The organism is Bordetella sp., from assembly GCF_057362025.1.
In genome coordinates this window covers 51,768-71,402 of the sequence record NZ_JBMQQZ010000011.1, presented here as the reverse complement: position 1 = coordinate 71,402, position 19,635 = coordinate 51,768, and the positions used below count along the sequence as shown (strand labels likewise).

The following is a 19,635-nucleotide window of genomic DNA, read 5'->3' as shown; positions in this document are numbered from 1 at the left end:
AGCCCACGCGGCGGAGGCGATATGGAATCCAAACACCTCAAGTACCAGCGCCTGATCGACTATTGCAAGACCATCCCGGCTACGCCCACCGCGGTCGTCCATCCCTGCGACACCTCGTCGCTGGAAGGCGCGGTGCAGGCGGCCAGGATGGATTTGATCGTTCCTATCCTGGTCGGTCCGCGCGAACGCATACGGGAGGTCGCCGCGAACGCCGGGATCGATATCGCCGGAATCGAAATCGTCGATGCCTCCCACAGCGATGCCGCCGCCGCGGCGGCGGTGGCGCTGGTCAGGGAAGGCAAGGCCGAAGCGTTGATGAAGGGCAGCCTGCATACGGATGAGCTAATGGCCGCCGTGGTGGGCCGCGACGCCGGCCTGCGCACCGCGCGCCGCATCAGCCATTGTTTCGTCATGGACGTGCCCGGCCGCGAAGAGCCGCTGATCGTCACCGATGCCGCCGTGAATATCGCGCCTACCCTGGACGAGAAAGCCGACATCCTGCAGAACGCGATCGACTTCGCGCATATCCTGCGGCTGCCGGAAGTCCGCGTGGCCATTCTTTCCGCCATGGAAACCGTCAGCGCCAAAGTACCCTCCACGGTCGAGGCGGCGGCCCTGTGCAAGATGGTCGATCGGGGCCAGATCAAGGGCGCACTCGTCGACGGCCCGCTCGCGCTGGACAATGCCATCGACATGGAAGCCGCGCGCATCAAGCAAATCGCGTCGCCGGTGGCGGGACGCGCCAATGTCCTGATGGCGCCGGACCTGGAAGCGGGCAACATGCTGGCCAAGAGTCTTTCTTTCCTGGCGGGAGCCGATGCCGCCGGCATCGTGCTGGGCGCGCGCGTGCCCATCATCCTGACCAGCCGGGCGGATTCCGTGATGACGCGGCTGGCTTCCTGCGCCGTCGCGGTGCTGGTCGCGCAGGCCCGCCGCGAAAGCGCCAAGGTCCTGGGGTAAGCCATGGCCGACGTCATACTTGTCCTGAATGCCGGCTCGTCCAGCATCAAGTTCAGCGTCTTCGATGCCGCCGACAGGTCGCTGCCCCTGCTGCTGCGCGGGCAGGTCGCCGGCCTTTATGTGGAAAAAGCGCGGCTGACGGTGCTGGATGCCGAGGGCGAAAAAATCGAGTCGCGCGAATGGACCGGAACGCCGGCCCTGGATCACGATGGCGCCGTGGCCTGGCTGGTCGATTTCCTGCGCGCCCATAAAGGCGATCACCAGCTCGCGGCGGTGGGCCATCGCGTCGTCCACGGCGGCGAGCAATACGCGGAGGCCGTGCGGGTGACGCCCGAGGTGATCGCCGCGCTGGGCCGGCTGGCCCCGCTGGCGCCCCTGCACCAGCCGCACAACCTCAAGCCCATCGAGGCGGTGGCGCGGGTGCGCCCGGACCTGCCCCAGGTTGCCTGCTTCGATACGGCGTTTCATCGTGCGCAGCCCGAGGTGGCGCAGGCCTTCGCCCTGCCGCCGTCGATCACGCAACGCGGCGTGCGGCGCTATGGCTTTCACGGCCTGTCCTACGAATACATCGCCGGCGCGCTGCCCCGCTTCGACGCGCAAGGCGCGCGCGGCCGCGCCATCGTCGCGCACCTGGGTAACGGCGCCAGCATGTGCGCGCTGGTGAATGGCCGCAGCGTGGCCAGCACCATGGGGTTCACCGCCGTGGACGGCCTGCCCATGGGCACGCGCAGCGGCACGCTGGACCCGGGCGTCATCCTTTACCTGATGGACGAGTTGGACATGGATGCCCGCGCCATCGAAACCCTGATCTACAAGCAGTCCGGTTTGCTGGGCGTGTCGGGCATATCGAGCGACATGCGCGTCCTGCTCGCCAGCGAGGACGAACGCGCGCGCTTCGCGATCGCGCTGTATGTCTATCGCATCGGACGCGAGCTCGGCTCGCTCGCCGCCGCGGCCGGCGGCATCGACACCCTGGTTTTCACGGCCGGCATCGGCGAAAACGCGCCGGCCATCCGCGACCGCGTCTGCCGCGGCGCCGCGTGGCTGGGCGTGCAGCTGGACGAAGCGGGCAATGCCGCGCAGGGTCCGCGCATCAGCGCCCAGTCCAGCCGGGTATCGGTATGGGTGATCCCAACCAACGAAGAACTGATGATCGCGCGCCATACCGTCCAGGTGGCGCGCGGCGGGCGCGCGGCAGAGCCGGTTGCCGGCCCGGACACCGCGAGGACACCATCATGACCGAAGACCCTCCCCGCCGCATCCTGAAAGACGCCAAGGCCCTGGTATGCGGCATCGCCAACGAGCATTCGATCGCCTACGGCTGCGCCAAGGCTTTTCGCGAGGTCGGTGCCGAACTGGCCATCACCTACGCCGGAGAGAAGACCAAATCGTATGTGGAGCCGATCGCGCGCGATCTGCAGGCGCCGATTTTCATGCCCCTGGACTTCACGCGCCCCGGCGACCTCGAGGCCGTATTCGCCCATATCGAGAAAGAGTGGGGCCGCCTGGATATCCTGGTCCATTCCGTGGCGTGGGCGCCGAAAGCCGACCTGCAGGGGGGGCTGCTGGACTGTTCGGCCGAGGGCTTCGCGCAGGCCATGGATATCTCGTGCCATTCCTTCGTCCGGATGGCGCGACGGGCCGCGCCCCTGATGAAGGACGGCGGCGCGATGTTCACCATGAGCTACTACGGCGCCAACCGCGTCGTGCCCAATTACAACGTCATGGGCCCGGTCAAAGCCGCCCTGGAGGCCTGCGCCCGCTATCTGGCATACGAACTGGGCCCCAAGGGCATCCGGGTGCATCCGGTCTCGCCCGGTCCGCTGAAAACCCGCGCGGCCTCCGGCCTGAAGAACTTCGACGTCATGCTGACGGAGGCCGAGCGCCGCGCGCCCCTGGGCGAACTGGTCGACATCATGGATGTCGGCATGACCTGCGCCTTCCTGGCCTCGCCCTATGCAAGGCTGCTCACCGGCGAAACCGTGTATATCGACGGCGGCGTCCACATCATGGCCTAGGAAGCGGTGTCGGTGAGACAGTGGCCAGGGCCTGCCGACGCTAGGCCGACAAGGCCCGCATTTCCGCATACAGATCGGCCTTGCCCTCGAAGCCGATACCCGGCAGGTCCGGCATGACGATATGGCTGTTCTCCACCCGCACGCCGTCCGGAAACCCGCCATAGGGCTGGAACAGATCCGGGTACGATTCGTTGCCGCCCAGTCCCAATCCGGCCGCGATATTCAGCGACATCTGGTGCCCGCCGTGGGGAATGCAGCGGCTGGGCGACCAGCCGTTTTCCTTCAGCATCTCCAGCGTGCGCAGATATTCCACCAGACCATAGCTCAACGCGCAGTCGAACTGCAGCCAGTCGCGGTCCGGCCGCATGCCGCCGTAGCGGATCAGGTTGCGCGCGTCCTGCATGGAAAACAGGTTCTCGCCCGTCGCCATGGGTTTCTCGTAGTGCTGCGCCAGCTCCGCCTGCAAGGCGTAGTCCAGGGGATCGCCGGCTTCCTCGTACCAGAACAGATCGTATTGCGACAGGGCCTTCGCGTAGGCGACGGCGGTCTGCAGGTCGAAGCGGCCGTTGGCGTCCACGCATAGCCGCTGGCCGTCCTGCAGCACGCTCAATACCGCATCGATGCGGCGCAGGTCCTCGTCCAGAGACGCGCCGCCGATCTTTTTCTTGACGACGGTATAGCCGCGGTCCAGGTAGCCGCGCATCTCGTCCTTCAGCTTCTCCAGGTCCTGCCCCGGGTAGTAATAGCCGCCGGCCGCGTACACGAACACCTTGCGGTCGGGCTGCCCCGTGCCGTAGCGCTCGGCCAGCAGCTGGAACAAGGGTTTGCCGGCGATCTTGGCGACGGCATCCCACACCGCCATGTCCAGCGTGCCCATGGCGACCGAACGCTCGCCATGCCCGCCGGGCTTCTCGTTGATGAACATGCGGTCCCAGATCTTGTGCGGATCCAGGTTCTGCCCGGTGTCGTCCAGCAGCGTGTCCGGCTCGGCGGACAGCACGCGCGGGATGAAGCGCTCGCGCATCAGCATCCCCTGGCCATAGCGGCCGTTGGAGTTGAAGCCGTAACCCACTACCGGCTTGCCGTCGCGTATCACGTCCGTGACGACCGCGACCAGGCTCAGCGTCATTTTGCTGAAGTCGATATAGGCATTGCGGATGGGCGAGCTGATGGGCTTGGTCTGCTCGCGGATTTCGACGATTCTCAAGGCGGTCTCCTGGCGCGGTCGCCCTGGCGGGGCGGGTAAAGGCATGGCCCACAGGTTAACGAAACCCCGCCGCCTTTCCATTCGCCTGAAGAAAAATTATTATTCACCCAAAGTGAATAAATCATGAAGACCGACACCGCTTCCGAACTGATGTTTTTCGTCCTGCTGGCCAAGCACGGCAACCTGTCGGCGGCGGCGCGGGAATTGGACATCACCCCGCCGGCCGCCACCAAGCGGCTGGCGCAGCTGGAACAGCGCCTGGGGGTACGGCTGGTCAACCGGACGACCCGGCGCGTCGGCCTGACCAGCGAAGGCGAGACCTATCTGCGCCACGCCAGCCGCATCCTGGCCGATATCCGCGAAATGGAAGACCAGGTCACCAGCACCCGCGCCGAACCGCGCGGCCTGCTGCGGGTCAATGCGACGCTGGGCTTCGGCCGTACCGTTATCGCGCCGCTGGTGTCGGACTATGCCAGGCTGCACCCGGACGTCGAAGTGCGCCTGGAGGTCACCGACCGCCCCGTGGACCTGGTGGAGCACGGCCTGGACCTGGCGGTGCGTTTCGGCACCCTGCCGGACAGCCGGCTCAGCGCGCGCCGCCTGCAAAGCAACCGGCGGTTCCTGTGCGCGTCTCCCGCCTACCTGGCGCGCCATGGCGCGCCGCAGCGCCCCGCCGATCTCGCCGCGCACCGTTGCATCATCCACCGGCAGAACGACGAGGCCTATGGCGTCTGGCGCTTTACCCGCAACCGCGAAACCCAGGCGGTGAAAGTCAGCGGCGCGCTGGCCAGCAACGATGGCGATATCGTGCTGGGCTGGGCCCTGGACGGGCACGGCATCCTGGTCCGCTCGGAATGGGACCTGGCCAAATACCTGGAAACCGGGCGACTGCGCCGCCTGCTGCCCGCCTACACGCTGCCGCCGGCGGACCTCTTCGCGTACTACCCCAGCCGCCGCCACCTGTCGGCGCGGGTACGCACCTTCATGGACTTTCTGGCAGCCCGCTTCGAGGCGCCGGCGCATCCTGGGCCGGCGTCTGGCGCGAATACGGCAAAGCCTGCGCGAGCCTGAACTCCAGGGCCCATACCCATGGATTGACCGCCCAGGCGCGCGCGCCGTGCAGTTCGCACCAGGCCAGCGCGAAGACCGATTTCAAGGGCATGCCGGGCAAAAAGCCGCCACGACCGCTCTGCCCTTCGGCGCAACCTTCGGCGACGATGTCGGCTTCGCTGATGTCCTGCAGGCGCTGGATGCGCACGCCGACCAGCGTGACCTGCGCGAACGCCACCCCGCCGTCGTCATACACGCGGATGGCGTGGCCCGGTTCGCCGTAAGGGCAGACCATGCGCCGCACGCGCCGGCGCGAAGGCGGTGGCGGCGGCTCTTCCACCGCGATCCATTTGCCGGCGGGCCCGATTTCCCGCAGCCAGCCGACGGTATTGTCAGGCGGTTGCGGTTTCAGGATCCGGCGCGTCTGGACCTTCCGGCCTGCCAGCACATCGTCGATCACGGTACGGTCGAATCTTAGCGGTTGCGCTTTCATCGCTGGGGTCGTGAAATCCCACCTGGGTTATGACAAAGTCGCGTAATTATGCGCCCGGAAGGCCGCGCGCGCGCAACCCGGCTCGCCGCCACCCACCTGGATACCTCGCGGATACCTCCCGACCATGCGCTACGACCTTACCAGCCTGGATTTGTTCACCGCCGTCGCGGAGGAAAAGAACCTGACCCGGGCCGCCCGACGCAAGCACCTGGCGGTATCGGCCATCAGCAAGCGCATCGCCGAGCTGGAAGCGCAGGCCGGATCGCCCCTGCTCGTGCGCTACGCGCGCGGCGTGGACCTGACGCCGGCGGGACAATCCCTGCTGCATTATGCCCGGCAGCTGCAGCACACCCTGGCGCTGATGGATGAAGAACTGTGCGGATACGCCGCCGGCGTCAAGGGCCATGTGCGCATCCACGCCATTACGTCGGCCCTGGCGCAGTTCCTGCCCGGGGATATCGAGCGCTACGCCAACGACTACCCGCAGATCAAATTCGATATCGAGGAAGGCGTGGGCACGGCGGTGGTGCGCGCCGTGGCCGAAGGCCATGCCGACCTGGGCATTTTCGCGGAACAGACGCCGGCGCAGGGCTTGCAGCTGTTTCCCTACCGGCAGGACGAACTGGTGGCGGTGGTGCCCGCCAGTCATGTGCTGGCGCAGCGGCAGAAGGTGCGCTTCGACACGCTGCTGGACCATGAGTTCGTCGGTCCGCACCTGGACAGCTCGGTGCACGCGCTATTGACGGCAGAGGCCAAGAAACGCGGCAAGCCGCTGCGCCCGCGCATCCGGATCAGCGGCTTCGATTGCATGTGCAAACTGGTGGCGGCGCAATTGGGGATCGCTATCCTGCCGCGCGCCGTGGCCGTGCCCTACCTGCGCGGCGGCAAGCTGCGCGCGCTGACGCTGGCCGAGCCCTGGGCCAGGCGGAATCTGTTGATCGGCGTGCGCAATATGGAAACGCTTCCTCCCACCGCGCGGTCCCTGGTGGGCTATCTTCGCGACTGAAATCCGACAACAAAGGCGCGCGTTCTCTTAATGGAAACGCTCGCTAGCCAAAGCGGAAATTTTCATTGCCGCGCCGGGCGCTTACGATGCCTGCATGCCGCGCCGCCATCCCGCAGCCGCGCCCACCTGCCGTACCGCCTGCCATGAACCAGCCCGATCCCGCCCTGCTCGACCATCTTGCCGTGAACGGGCAGGACTATGCCTACGTCGCGCTGCGCCGCATCCTGCCCGCCGGGGATCTGGCCGCCCTGCCCTATTCCATCCGGCTGCTGATCGAGAACGTCGCGCGCTGCCAGCCCGACGCCCTGGCCCCGGTCCTGGCCCGCGCCGGCGGCCGTGGCCCGGCCTGCGAAGTGCCTTTCCGTCCCAACCGTCTGATGTTCCACGACACCACCTGTCTGCCGGCGCTGGCGGACTTCGCCGGCATGCGCGATGCCGTGGCGGAACTCGGCGGCGATCCGGCCCGCGTCAATCCCCTGATTCCGGCGGTGCTGACGATCGACCACTCGGTCATCGTGGAGCACTATGACGAGCCGGATGCGGTGCAGGCCAACCTGGACATCGACTTCCGCCGCAATGGCGAGCGCTACCGCTTCATCCGCTGGGCCGAGCAAAGTCTGGCGAATTTCAAGGTGATCCCGCCCGGGACCGGCATCATCCACCAGATGAACATGGAAGCGGTGGCCGAAGTCGTATGCGCGGCGCGCACCGCCGACGGGCAGGCCCTGCTGCATCCGGACGATATGGTGGCCACCGACAGCCACACGCCGATGATCAACGGTATCGGCGTGCTGGCCTGGGGCATAGGCGGCCTGGAAAGCCAGGCCGCCCTGCTGGGCGAGCCGGTGCCCATTGCCTACCCGGAAGTCGTCGGCGTGCGGCTGAGCAACCGTTTGCCGGCCGGCGTCACCGCCACCGACCTGGCGCTTACCCTCGCCGAGATCCTGCGTGCCCATGGGGTGGTCGGCAAATTCGTCGAATTCTGCGGCCCGGGATTGTCGACGTTGGGTTGGGCAGCCCGCGCCACCGTCGCCAATATGGCTCCCGAGTACGGCGCCACGGTGATGTTCTTTCCCTTCGACGACGAAGCCATGCGCTTTCTGGAACTGTCCGGACGCGACCGGGCGCAGCGCGATCGCGTCCGGGCCTGCCTGCAGGCCCAGGGTTTGTGGCGGCGCGACGATATGCCCGAACCGCGCTTCGACACCGTCATCCCGCTCGACCTGGCGACGGTGCGGCGCAGCGTCGCCGGACCGCATCAGCCGCATGAACGCCAGCCGCTGGCCCGCGCCGGCGCCTCCTTCACCGAACGCCTGGGGCTGGACGCGGATGGCCCGCTGCCGGCGGACCGCCCGGTGGACGGCGCCGTGCTGGTGGCGGCGATCACCAGTTGCACCAACACCGCCAATCCGCTGCTGATGCTCCAGGCCGGCCTGCTGGCGCGCCGCGCGCGCGAACGGGGCCTGCAGCGCAAGCCCTGGGTCAAGACCTCGCTGTCGCCCGGCTCGCGCACCGTGGGCGATTACCTGGCCGAAGCCGGATTGCTGCGGGACCTGGAAGCACTGGGTTTCGGCCTGGTCGGCTTCGGCTGCATGACCTGTATCGGCAACTCGGGCAGCCTGGCGGCCGCGGCCGAGGCCGCGGTGGACCGGGGACTGCGCGGCGTCGCCGTGCTATCGGGCAACCGGAATTTCGAAGGCCGCGTCAATCCGCGGCTGCCGGCCGGCTATCTTGCCTCGCCGGCGCTGGTGATCGCCTATGCCCTCGCCGGCAATATCCGCGTCGACCTGGAACACGAGCCGCTGGGCGTGGATGCCTCGGGCCGGGCGGTCTGGCTGCGCGACCTGCTGCCCGGGGACGAAGAGGTCGCCGCGCTGGCGACGCAGGTGCTGCGGCCGCGGCTGTTCCAGGAACGCGCCGCCACCGTGTGGGCCGGTACGCCGCAATGGCGGGCGCTGTCCGCACCGTCCAGCGTGCGCTACGGCTGGGAGCCGGATTCCACTTATCTGCGCCGGCCGCGCTACCTGGAATCGGTCGCGCCCACGGCGCCGACGCTTGCCGCGCTGCGGGGCGCGCGCGCGCTGATGGTATTCGGCGACAACGTGACGACCGACCATATTTCGCCGGCCGGCACCATACCGGCCGCCAGCGCCGCCGGCCAATGGCTGCTGGCGCGCGGCGAGGCACCGGAAGACCTGAACCAATATTCCACCCGCCGCAGCAATCACGAAGTCATGCTGCGCGGCGCGTACACCAACAAGGCTGTCCGCAACCGGCTGGCCGGCATCGAAGGCGGCGCGGGTGCCTGGGCCTGGGATGCCGACCGGCGCGAGGTACTGCCGGTCTACGACGCGGCCGCCAGCTATGCCGCACGCGGGATTCCGCTGCTGGTCTTCGCCGGATGGAACTACGGCGCCGGATCCAGCCGCGACTGGGCGGCCAAGGCGCAGGCACTGCTGGGCGTGCGCGCGGTCGTGGCGCGCAGTTTCGAGCGCATCCATCGCAGCAACCTGATCGGCATGGGCGTGCTGCCGCTGGTTTTCACCGGCGCGGACCACGCGGAAACGCTGGAGATCGACGGCAGCGAAACCTTCGACCTGCTGGGGCTGGACGGCCTGACGACGGGCGACAACACACTGGCGCTGCGCATGCACCGCGCCGACGGGACACGCCATGAGCTGCAGGTATCCCTGCGCCTGGATGCGGAACAGGAAGTTCGCTACCTCGCGCACGGTGGCGTGCTGCCGTACGTGGTGCGCAAGATGGCCTTCCCCAGCGAGGCGTGCGCATGAAGGCCGATGTCTACGTGGGCTGCCGTACCTCCCGCGAACGCAACGCGCGCGGCCGCGGCATCACGGCCTGGCACCGCGATGCATCGACGGGGGCACTGCGCCTGGTGCAGGAAGTCGACGGCCTGGTGAATCCTTCCTACCTGGCACTCGGTCCCGGCGGGCGGGTGCTCTATGCCGTGCATGGGGACGCCAGCGATATCAGCGCCTTCCGCATCGATCCGGATAGCGGCCGCCTGAGCCCGCTGAACCGGCGCGGCACGGAAGGCCGCAATCCGGTGCATCTGGCGCTGGCGCCCGACGGCCGCCACATCATCGTATCGAATCACCTGAGCGGCAGCCTGGCCGTCCTGCCGCTGGCGGAGGACGGCGCGCTGCTGCCCGTCAGCCAGCAAGTGCCGCTGCCGGGCGAGCGCGGACCGCACCGCGTCGAACAGCAGCACGCCAAGCCGCACTTCAATCCCTTCGATCCGGCCGGACGCCACGTCATCGTGCCGGACAAAGGCCTGGACCGGATTTTCAGCTTCGCCTTCCGCGACGGCCGCCTCACGCCGGAACCCCACGCCGTCGTGGCGGCGCGTGAAGGCGCGGGACCGCGGCATATCGCCTTCCACCCGCGCGCGCCTTACGCCTATGCGGTCAACGAACTGGACAGCACGGTCACCGCCTATCGCCATGACGCCGCCACCGGCGCGCTGGCACCCTTCCAGGTATTGCCCTCGCTGCCGGATAGCTGCACCGGCAACAGCCGCGCCGCGGCGATCGTGGTCGATGCGGGCGGACGCTTCGTATACGCCTCGAACCGGGGCGACGACAGCATCGTCTTGTTCGCCGTCGACGGCGCCAGCGGCCGCCTGCGCTTCGTGCGCGCCTATGCCAGCGGCGGACGCACCCCGCGCTTTTTCACCCTGGACCCCGCCGGGCGCTTTCTGTATGCCGCCAACGAAGACAGCGACACCATCGTCGCCTTTCACGTCGATGCGGACAGCGGCGAACTGGCGCGGGCCTGCACGGCCGCCGAAACCGGCAGTCCGGTATGCATGGTATTTCGCGCCCCGATCGCGCCCTGACCATTGATGACGCCCTGAACACGCCCGAGAGCGCGCCGACCGCCACGGCCTCGATGCAAGACACGACGAGCGCCCGATGTGAACACCAACCGTGAGGAGACCACGATGACATCCCCGACCCTACGCCTGCGCGCCGCGCTGGGCATCGCCGCCGCCGCGCTCGCGGTGGCTCCGTTCAGCGGCCATGCCGCCGATGGCTACCCCTCCATGCCCGTGCGCCTGATCGTGCCCTACACCGCCGGCGGCGGCGTCGACCTGATCGCGCGCCTGATGGCCGAACGCCTGCACGATACGCTGGGGCAATCCATCATCGTGGAGAACAAGCCCGGTGCCAGCGGCATGATCGGCGCCAACTACGTGGCCAAGGCCAAGCCCGACGGCTACACCATCCTTTTGTCGGCGGCCGGCGAGATCGTGGTGAACCCTTCCCTGTACAAGGAAAAAATGATGTTCGACCCCGCACGCGAGCTGGCCTCGGTGACGCTGGTTGCACGCATTCCCAATGTGCTGGTGGTGAATCCGTCGGTGCCGGCGAAGAACACTGCCGAGTTGCTGGCCTATGCAAAATCGCAGCCAGGCAAGCTGACGTTTTCGTCCAGCGGCATCGGCAACCTCCAGCACGTGTGCGGCGAACTGCTGGATCGCATGGCAGGTGTCGATATCCGCCACATCCCGTACAAGGGCGCGGCGCAGCAAATCGCCGACGTCGTCGCCCGGCACGTCACCATGACTTTCACCAGCGTGGCCGCCGCCATGCCCTTCATCAAGAGCGGGCAGGTCCGCCCCATCGCCGTGACTTCCGCCCATCGCGTCGAAGCCCTGCCGGATGTGCCGGCGCTGACGGAAACGCCGCAACTGGCCGGCTACGAAGTCGTGAACTGGTTCGGCCTGTTCGCCCCCGGTACCACACCCGCGCCCATCCTGGACAAGCTGAACCAGGCCGCGCTCGCGGCGATGCGCGACCCGCGCTTGTTGCAGGCCCTGAAGGACCAGGGCGCGGAGCCCGCCCCCTCGTCGCGACAGGATTTCGACGCCTTCCGCCGCGCGGAAACGGCGAAGTTCGCCAAGGTGATCGAGCAAACCCACATCACGCTGCAGGAATAGCGCCGGCGCCGGCTTGCATGCGTCCGTCGAAGGACTTCCCCGGCGGACGCGGCAGGGCCCGCCGCCCTGCCGCCCCGCCGGTTTACGCGTTTTCGGCCAGCCACTGCTCCAGCTTTTCCAGCCAGATCGCATCCACCCGCCTGGCATTGCCGTCGGAATGGCCGGCGGCGTGCGGCGTGGCGATGACGTTGGGCATGTGCCAGAGCGGCGAGGCCGCATCCAGCGGTTCGTGCTCGTAGACATCCAGATAGGCGCCGCCCAGGTGCCCTGACCGCAAGGCGGCGATCAGGTCCGCTTCCACGACGACTTCGCCGCGCGCCACATTGACCAGATGTGCGCCCTTGGGCAGGGCCGCGAGCGCGCGCGCATCGATCAGCCCGCGCGTGCGATCGCTGAGCGGGCAGGCCAGGATCAGCCAGTCCGCGCCCGGCAACAGCGTGCCGATATCCTCGAAGGCCACGGTCTGCGTGTCGGCGTCGACCGGCTCCGCGCTGCTGCGTACCACTGCGATCCGCAATCCCAGCAGGCGCAGCACGGCGCCCAGGCGCTGCCCGATGCTTCCCCAGCCGACGATCACCGCGACCTGGCCGGCCAGGTCGCGCGGCACGGTCAGTTCCGTCGCTTTCAGCCAGCGGCCCTGGCGTTGCGCATCCATCAGGACGTGCATGCGGCGGTTCAGGGCCAGCAGGCCCGCCAGCGCGGTCTGCATGACGGGTTCGGAATTGGCGCCGGCCGACGCGCTGACCGCGATGCCGCGCGCCTTCAGTTCGGGGAATATCGGCCTGTCCAAACCGGCGGAATGCACGTGCACCCAGCGCAGGCCCTGCGATGCCCGCAGCGACTCGTAGAAGGCCTCCAGGGACTCCGTCACCCGGTGCTTGGTGGAAGCGCCCGTGACGTCGCGCGAGATGAACGCGACATCGATGTCGGCATGCGCGTGGCCGAGCGTGGGCTCGGCAAGGCGCAACTCGTATGGGCGGCCATTCATGACCCGCGCGATGGGTTCGCGCAGGCGTTCGGCGGTACTGCGGGAAAGCAAGATACGTATCGTCATGATGACTAGTGTTATGGCACCTATCGTTACCTGGAAGAGCTCCCCATCCGCCTATCCTTACGCCGGCTGCGGAGCGACCGCGTCGATCACGCCGAGCCGCGCGCGCGGCTGTCGGCAACAGGCTGCGCCGCGGCTACGGGCGCCGTCATTATCGCGCGAACCCGGCGGAACGCCGGGGCGCCGACGGTGCAAGGACATATAGACAGGAGTGATAGCAATGAAGATACGCAACCATGCTGGCGCGGCGGTGCTCGCGGGCATGCTGATGACGGGGTTCGGCGCGCCCGCGCCGGCCCAGGGGCTGGACCTCAAGGGCGCACTGGGAGGCCTGGGCGGATTGGGCGGATTGGGCGGGGGATCGGGCGCGGACACCGGCGCCCTGAGTGCCGGCAGCCTGGGCAACGCCGCCGGCATCCTGGAATACTGCATCAAGAACAAGTATTTGTCCGATGGCAGCGCCTCGTCGCTGAAGGACCAGTTGATGAGCAAGCTCGGCGCCAGCACCGGCCAGGCCCCGCAGAAAGACAGCGGTTATCTGTCCGGCGCGAAAGGCATCCTGCAAACCGGTACGGGCAATAGCGTCGACCTGGGTGGCGGCCTGAAAGCCGCCATGGCCGAACAGGCCTGCGACGCGGTCGTGCAGCAGGCCAAGTCCTTCCTGTAGCAAGCGCGGCTGCCTTGCCTTCGGGAAAGGCGACGGCATAATGCCACGCCACCCGCCAGTATCGGCGCTCACCGCGCCGTCCACGCCGGCAACGACGCCGGGCCCCAGCGCCGCCGTCAACGCCCGCGTGTCAGTTCCTTGCCCGCGCCGCGCGGCATGCGCGCGGTGACCGGGATGGAAGCGGCGGAAAACAACCCCAGTACCAGGAATGCGGGCCAGAAGTCCGTCCAGACGATTTGCGCATGGCCTTGCGCATAATGGGAAAGTTGCAACACGATGCCCGCCACCGTCACGCCCAGCCCCAGCGACATCTGCTGGATCACGCTGGCCACGCTGGTCGCGCGGCCGACGTCGGCGCTATCGATCTCCGCATAGGCCAGCGCATTCAGCGCCGTGAATTGCAGGGACGGGAAAATCCCGCCGAACAGGACGATCACCCAGATCGCCACGCGCGACATCTCCGGGTGAAAAATGCCATAGCTGGCAAGCGCCACGCCCGATAGGGCGGCGTTGACCATCAGTACGGGCCGGAAGCCGAAGCGCCGCAGCAACGGCTGCGCCATCGTCTTCATGAACAGCGCGCCGAATGCCGAGGCGCAAGTGATCATGCCCGCCTCGAACGGCGTCATGCCCAGCCCTTCCTGCAGGGCCAGCGGCAGCAGGAAAGGGACCGCGCCCAGGCCGATGCGAAACAGCGAGCCGCCCAGCACGCTCGTGTGGAAGGTGGGAATGCGCAGGAAGCGCAGATCCAGCAAGGGGTTGCGTACCTTGCGTGCATACAGCACGTACAGCCCGGAGAACAGCAGCCCCAGCACGCACATCGCCGCCGTCGCGCGCTCGCTGACCACATCGCTACCGACCAGGGACATCCCCAGCATGAACAGCGAGGCGCCACCCGCCGACAGCACGAACCCCGGCCAATCCAGGTGGCCGGGCTCGGTATCGCGCACATCGTCGATGTGCCGGTTCGTGAGGTAGATGCCCAGCAGGCCGATGGGCACATTGATGAAGAACATCAGGCGCCAATGCAGATACGTCGTGATAAAGCCGCCCAGCAACGGCCCGACGACGGGCCCCAGCAGGGCCGGTACCGTCAGGTAATTGACGGCGCGCACGAAGTCGGCGCGGGCCACGGAACGAAAGATGATGATGCGCCCGACCGGCACCATCATGGCGCCGCCCACGCCCTGCACGAAACGCGCCAGCACGAAGGTGAACAAAGAGTTGGAGGCCGCGCACAGCAGCGAACCGACGACGAACACGCCGATGGCGGCACGGAACACGGTGCGCGGGCCGAAGCGGTCCGCGACCCAGCCGCAGATCGGAATAAAGACACCGAGGCCGACGACATAGCTGGTCACGGCCAGCTTCAAGGTAATGGGATCCTGGCCCAGGTCGCGCGCCAGCGAAGGGAGCGCGGTTACCAGTACGGTAGCGTCGACGTTCTCCATGAACAACGCGCAAGCCACGATAAGCGGGACAATGAATGCACCGAGGGCGAGCGGCATGGCGGAAAAACGCTGGCGAGTCTGCGATGGAGCGAGATTATGACATCCCCCGCCCCCGCCTTTCGTTCAGGATCCGGTCAGCAAGGCGCCGGCCTCATGCCCCGGTGTGCGCAGCGCGGTGCAAATGGTCGCGCGTGTAGGGTGTGTTCTGCCCCGACAGGGCCAGCGCCAGTGCAATCACGACATCGTGCGTGCGCACCTTGGGCGCGACGGAATAACTGGCCATCGTCGACAGCAGGAACGCCAGCGCGACGGCGCCCAGGCGCAAGCCCAGCCGCCCGACGGGCCAGCGCGCCAGCACCACCCCCGACACCGCCGCGCCCACCGCCAGGCCCGATATCACTTCGGAAACGGAATGCGCGCCCAGCACCAGGCGCGAGCCCCCGATCAAGAGCGCGAACAGCGCGCCGGCGCAAGCCAGCAACATGGCCACGCGACGCGAATGGCGGTTGCCGATCGCATAGCCCAGCACCGGATACACCGCCGCCGACACCATGGAATGGCCGCTGAACCCGGTGAAGTCGATGGCGGCCCAGCCTATGCCCCACCCCAGGAAGGCCAGCTTGGACGCCAGCACCGCCGTACCGGCGATCGCCAGCGCCCACAGCCAATGGAACACCGGCGGACGTTCGGACATCGCGACGAACGCCATCGCGACCAGCGCGGCCGGCAAGACCAGGCGGGACTCGCCCATGGCGGACACCGCCATCCAGAAACCATGCATGCATCACCTTCGGTTCAACTCTCGTCGGCCAGCGCCCCGCGCCTACCATCCGGCCTTGTAGCGCGCATACAGCGCGATCACGTCGCGCACGTACTGCTGGGTTTCCGCATAGGGCGGAATGCCGTCGTACTTCTGCACCGCGCCCTGGCCCGCATTGTAGGCGGCCAGCGCCAGATCCAGGCGGCCCGGGTACTGGTCGATCAGGCTGCGCAGATGCCGCGAACCCGCGCGCACATTGGTGGCGGGATCCACCAGGGCGCGTTCGACGTCCGGATCGCTGAGCAGGGCCGCCGCGGTGTCGGGCATCAGCTGCATCAATCCCAGCGCGCCTTTCGGCGACCGGGCGTCCTTGCGGAACCCCGATTCCACGGCGATCACCGCGCCCAGCAGCGCGCTGTCCAGTCCGTAGTCGGCCGCCGCCTTGGCGATCACGCCGCGATAGTCCTCCAGCCCGCGATGCGTACTGAGCGCCACCACCCGCGCGTCGTCGGCGCGCGCCACGGCCGCCGCGGCCGGCGCGCCGGCGGACCCGCCCACCAGCACCCGTCGCGCACAACCCGGACAGCGGACCGCGGCGCGCGCGTGCGCCCGCTTGTAGTACTTGCCCATGCCCTTGTCGACCGTCATGCTGCGCCAGATGCCAAACGGATCCTTGTAGCGGTAGGTCTCACCCGCCCGGGCCTGCCCGCCACCGGCCAACAGCGCCAGGCAAGCCGCCAAAGCGGCCATGAAAAGCCATCGTCGCCCATCGTTTCCCTCGGTGGTTCGCCATTGTGTCCTCATGGTCATTGTGCTTGTGCGGCGGCACGCCGCGCAGCCACGGCCCCTGCGGCGCTGCCGCGCCGCCACGTCTCTGCCCCGGCCCTCGATATTGGGGCAAGGGCCGGCGCCCTGTCTCCCGCCTCGACGCATTACCGCGTCGGGCGTAGGCCTCATGCGCATGGACGGCCCCGCCGTCCGATGCGACGCCTGCCACGGCATCACGCCCGGCGCATAAAGCCGACGTCGCGCGTACCGAAATTCCGCAGATGCGGGAACACGTCGTCCAGGGCGCCGGCATCGGCGCCGAACCATGCGCCCAGGGTGGCGCCGAACTCTTCCACCGAGGTGCGCGGCAGCAGCCGCCCATGATCCACGTACCCCGGCCCCTGGATATCCCAATCGGGCTGCGTGCCGTAGAAGCGGCCGCCGCGCACGGCGCCACCCAGCACGAAATGATGGCCGCCCCAGCCGTGATCGGACCCATCACCGTTCGATACCAGCGTGCGGCCGAATTCCGACGCGGTGAACGTCGTCACGCGGTCGCCCAGGCCCAGGCCATCCATGGCTTGCTGGAACTGCGCCAGCGCGCCGCCCAGCTCCGCCAGCAGGCCGGGATGCGTGCCGTTCAGCCCGTCGTGGTTGTCGTAGCCGTTCTGCGAGACGAAGAACACCTGCCGCTTCACGCCCAACTCGCGCCGCGCCGCGATCATGCGCGCGACGATCTTCAATTGCGCACCCAGCGGCGTACCGAAGTCGCCGCGCACATCCACGCCCTCCAGCGCCGCCCCCAGCTGCGCGTCGGCGCGGATCGAACGCGCCAGGGTGGCGGCGATCTGCTGCTGGAATAGATGCGGTCCCGGCTGGGTCAGCAGCGAGCGCAACAGATCCGTGCAGGCGGTCGATCCATAGGTGTCCCGCCGCAACAGCTCGATGGGCGTCGATCCGGCCGGACTGACGCGATACGCGGACACATGGCTGCCCGACAGCAACAGCGCGGTGCCGCCCGCGGTCACGTTCGCGAACGTGCTGTTGCCGTTGCCCGCGGCGAACAGGTCGGCCAGGCGTCCTCCCCAGCCCGACGCCGCGCCTTCCGGCGCCAGGCCCTGCCAGTACGACTGCTGATCGTTGTGCGAGAACAGCTTTGGCGGCATGGGTACCTTGCCGCCGATGTACTCGGCCTTGGTCGTCGGCACCACCATCGGTCCCACATTCAGCTGCACCGCCAGCGCCTCGCGCTCGAACCAGGGCTTCAGGGGAGCGAGCGTCGGGGCCAGCGCGTAGACGCGCCCGCCCGCGCCGCCTTCGCGGGCGCGCAGCACCGTGCCCTCCAGCTTGTCGCGCGCCACCGCGATGTCCGCACGGATGCGGAAGTAGCGCGCATGGCTTTCCACATCGTAAGGCACCACGGTGTTATAGGGATCGTTGCCGCCATACAGGAACACGCATACCAAGGCCTTGTAGTCTTCGGCCCCTTGCGCCGCGGGCGCGGCAGCCTGCGCCGCCGCCTCGCCCGCCGCCGCCAGCTTCAGCGCCAGCGGAATCGCGGCGCCGGCCACGCCGACCGCGCCGATGGCCGAGACGCGCCGCACGAATTCGCGTCGGGACGGGGATTCCTTCATGGCTGCTCCGCGGGAAGGATACGCGCATCGCGCGGCAGGGAAATCATCGCTGTACCAGGTAGTCGGGTGTCGCGACCACCAGCGTGATCGTGGCGCGAACGCGGTCGCGCGGCCGTTCGGCGGGGATGGTCGCGACAGCGCGCGCGATCGCCTTCGCGGTCTCCCGATCGAAGACATCGCCGGCCAGCAGGAGCACGATGCGGTCGACCAGCGCTTGCGTATCGCCGGCCACCGCGATTTCGGCGGAGTAGGACGTCTGCAGGTCTTCCCAGCCGCGATCCACGTAGACCGCCACAAAGTTCAGATAGCCGGCCACGCTGGTCTCGTCGGTGATCTGCAGCTCGGGGGCCACCATGCCGCGTTGCGCGACGGGGCTGCCGGGCGGCGTATAGCGCGGCCGGAAGAAATTGAACACCGAGGCCGACCGCATCGGGCTTTGCGCCAGCCGTATCGTGTTGTCGGTGGTATCGGGCATGGCCCACTTGCCGTTGACCGACGTCGCGCCGAAGGCCCGCGCCCAGGCGGCGAAACGGACGATGGGCTCGCGCACCTTGCCCCAGGTGGGCGAGCCCAGGTCGGGGAAACGCGCCTCCGGATCCAGCAGGATCGCCCGGACGACCGCGCGCAGATTGCCGCGCCGTCCGCGGCCGTCGTCGGCGAACACCGCCGCGACACGGCCCACATAGGCGGGGCTGGGATTGCTGGTCACCAGGCGCTGGATCAATTGCGTGCCGACGAAGGGGCCCACGTTGGGATGGGCGCACAGGACGTCCAGGGCCTTGTTCATCGATGCCACGCCGCCCGTTCCGGCGGGAATCACGGCACCCAGGAAGCGCTTCTCCGACAGGGAGTGCTGGGTGGGGTCCAGGGCCATGGGGCGCCGGTGAAAGGCGACGTGTTCCTCGCTGCCGTTCAGGTCCCAGCCGGTGAATACCTTGGCCAGCCCCCGCACGTCGTCGTTGCCATAGGTCTCGACAGGTTTGCCGTTGGACAGCTTCAAGGTGCCGTCGGGGTTCAGTTCATACAGGCCAATGGTGAACAATTGCATGACTTCGCGCGCGTAGTTCTCGTCCGGCTCCCGGCCGGTGCGCAGGTCTTCCTTTCGATTGCCGCGATAGGTCAGCATGCAGCCCATCGACAGGTTCAGCGTGACGGCGCCCAGCAGGCCGCGGAAATCGCCCAGGCCGTGGCCGGCCAGGATGTCCATGAACGACGCCGCGCCGAACAGCGGCCAGTTGGCGGTGATGGCCGATACCCCCACCACGAAGATCTCCGACAACGCGAACGCGGTGCGGGTGCGGACCTGGTCCGGCGCGGAAATGAATTTGCGCCACAGGGTCGATTCCAGCGGGGCATTGAGGCCATTGCCCTTGTTCTCGGCGTTGTCCGCGCGGATGGACAACAGCCAATCGAAATGGGTCTGAGACGGCGGCATGTCCAGTTGCTCGTCCAGCCAGGCGCCATACCCCATGCGCACCACGCGGTCGATCTCGGCCGGGGTGGGGCCGAACGTGGCCTGGGCCAGGAACCTGGATGCCTGGCCGGGCGTGGGACGGGGATAGTCATCGCCCAGGGTGGCGGGATCCGCGCGCGGCGGACGGGAGGTC

General features: G+C 68.1%; 17 protein-coding genes. 9 read left to right on the top strand and 8 right to left on the bottom strand.

The window, feature by feature from the left end; genetic code table 11:
• The first annotated feature begins 21 nt into the window (after positions 1 to 21).
• The 3 genes from ACO1P8_RS03820 to fabI are packed head-to-tail and all read left to right on the top strand — an operon-like array spanning position 22 to position 2,978.
• Complete coding sequence (locus ACO1P8_RS03820) at positions 22 to 960, top strand: phosphate acetyltransferase (RefSeq protein WP_486294591.1); 939 nt, start codon at positions 22 to 24, stop codon at positions 958 to 960.
• Between the two features lie 3 nt (positions 961 to 963).
• Positions 964 to 2,199: an acetate/propionate family kinase gene (locus tag ACO1P8_RS03815; protein ID WP_486294590.1), complete on the top strand. Its 1,236-nt coding sequence runs from the start codon at positions 964 to 966 to the stop codon at positions 2,197 to 2,199.
• A complete protein-coding gene (gene fabI / locus ACO1P8_RS03810; RefSeq protein WP_486294589.1) occupies positions 2,196 to 2,978 on the top strand; it encodes an enoyl-ACP reductase FabI in 783 nt (260 codons plus the stop codon). The genes ACO1P8_RS03815 and fabI overlap by 4 nt, the downstream gene beginning before the upstream one ends.
• Positions 2,979 to 3,018: 40 nt before the next feature.
• Here the strand turns inward: fabI and ACO1P8_RS03805 are convergent, their stop codons facing one another.
• Positions 3,019 to 4,185, bottom strand: a complete 1,167-nt coding sequence (locus tag ACO1P8_RS03805; RefSeq protein ID WP_486294588.1) for a mandelate racemase/muconate lactonizing enzyme family protein — start codon at positions 4,183 to 4,185, stop codon at positions 3,019 to 3,021.
• Positions 4,186 to 4,308: 123 nt separating this feature from the next.
• Here ACO1P8_RS03805 and ACO1P8_RS03800 point away from each other — a divergent pair, with 123 nt between their 5' ends.
• Complete coding sequence (locus ACO1P8_RS03800) at positions 4,309 to 5,256, top strand: LysR family transcriptional regulator (RefSeq protein ID WP_486294587.1); 948 nt, start codon at positions 4,309 to 4,311, stop codon at positions 5,254 to 5,256.
• Here ACO1P8_RS03800 and ACO1P8_RS03795 read toward each other — a convergent pair.
• Positions 5,168 to 5,728, bottom strand: coding sequence for a hypothetical protein (locus ACO1P8_RS03795; protein ID WP_486294586.1), 561 nt, complete (start codon positions 5,726 to 5,728; stop codon positions 5,168 to 5,170). The genes ACO1P8_RS03800 and ACO1P8_RS03795 overlap by 89 nt on opposite strands.
• Before the next feature lie 124 nt (positions 5,729 to 5,852).
• Here ACO1P8_RS03795 and ACO1P8_RS03790 point away from each other — a divergent pair, with 124 nt between their 5' ends.
• The 4 genes from ACO1P8_RS03790 to ACO1P8_RS03775 all read left to right on the top strand — a co-directional run bounded on the left by ACO1P8_RS03790 (position 5,853) and on the right by ACO1P8_RS03775 (position 11,697).
• The gene (locus tag ACO1P8_RS03790) at positions 5,853 to 6,734 is read left to right on the top strand and encodes a LysR family transcriptional regulator (protein WP_486294585.1); all 882 of its coding nucleotides are present in this window, start codon (positions 5,853 to 5,855) and stop codon (positions 6,732 to 6,734) included.
• A 143-nt stretch (positions 6,735 to 6,877) separates the two neighbouring features.
• Positions 6,878 to 9,526 (top strand): aconitate hydratase AcnA, encoded by a 2,649-nt coding sequence (acnA, locus tag ACO1P8_RS03785; RefSeq protein WP_486294584.1) that lies wholly within the window; start codon positions 6,878 to 6,880, stop codon positions 9,524 to 9,526.
• Positions 9,523 to 10,593: a lactonase family protein gene (locus ACO1P8_RS03780; protein ID WP_486294583.1), complete on the top strand. Its 1,071-nt coding sequence runs from the start codon at positions 9,523 to 9,525 to the stop codon at positions 10,591 to 10,593. The genes acnA and ACO1P8_RS03780 overlap by 4 nt, the downstream gene beginning before the upstream one ends.
• 105 nt (positions 10,594 to 10,698) lie before the next feature.
• The gene (locus ACO1P8_RS03775) at positions 10,699 to 11,697 is read left to right on the top strand and encodes a tripartite tricarboxylate transporter substrate binding protein (protein WP_486294582.1); all 999 of its coding nucleotides are present in this window, start codon (positions 10,699 to 10,701) and stop codon (positions 11,695 to 11,697) included.
• Between the two features lie 82 nt (positions 11,698 to 11,779).
• On the opposite strand, the gene ACO1P8_RS03770 is transcribed toward ACO1P8_RS03775, so the two are convergent.
• Positions 11,780 to 12,751 (bottom strand): D-2-hydroxyacid dehydrogenase, encoded by a 972-nt coding sequence (locus ACO1P8_RS03770; protein ID WP_486294581.1) that lies wholly within the window; start codon positions 12,749 to 12,751, stop codon positions 11,780 to 11,782.
• Positions 12,752 to 12,968: 217 nt separating this feature from the next.
• Here ACO1P8_RS03770 and ACO1P8_RS03765 point away from each other — a divergent pair, with 217 nt between their 5' ends.
• Entirely contained in the window at positions 12,969 to 13,415 is a 447-nt protein-coding gene (locus tag ACO1P8_RS03765) for a DUF2501 domain-containing protein (RefSeq protein ID WP_486294580.1), read from the top strand.
• 116 nt (positions 13,416 to 13,531) lie between these two features.
• On the opposite strand, the gene ACO1P8_RS03760 is transcribed toward ACO1P8_RS03765, so the two are convergent.
• The 5 genes from ACO1P8_RS03760 to ACO1P8_RS03740 form a co-directional block, all read right to left on the bottom strand.
• Complete coding sequence (locus ACO1P8_RS03760; protein WP_486294579.1) at positions 13,532 to 14,923, bottom strand: MFS transporter; 1,392 nt, start codon at positions 14,921 to 14,923, stop codon at positions 13,532 to 13,534.
• A gap of 94 nt (positions 14,924 to 15,017) precedes the next feature.
• Entirely contained in the window at positions 15,018 to 15,647 is a 630-nt protein-coding gene (locus ACO1P8_RS03755; RefSeq protein ID WP_486294578.1) for a phosphatase PAP2 family protein, read from the bottom strand.
• Between the two features lie 42 nt (positions 15,648 to 15,689).
• Positions 15,690 to 16,376, bottom strand: a complete 687-nt coding sequence (locus tag ACO1P8_RS03750) for a lytic transglycosylase domain-containing protein (protein WP_486294577.1) — start codon at positions 16,374 to 16,376, stop codon at positions 15,690 to 15,692.
• A gap of 251 nt (positions 16,377 to 16,627) precedes the next feature.
• Complete coding sequence (locus tag ACO1P8_RS03745; protein ID WP_486294576.1) at positions 16,628 to 18,028, bottom strand: DUF1501 domain-containing protein; 1,401 nt, start codon at positions 18,026 to 18,028, stop codon at positions 16,628 to 16,630.
• Positions 18,029 to 18,071: 43 nt separating this feature from the next.
• On the bottom strand, positions 18,072 to 19,601 hold the full coding sequence (locus tag ACO1P8_RS03740; RefSeq protein ID WP_486294657.1) for a DUF1800 domain-containing protein: 1,530 nt from the start codon (positions 19,599 to 19,601) through the stop codon (positions 18,072 to 18,074).
• Positions 19,602 to 19,635 lie beyond the last annotated feature (34 nt).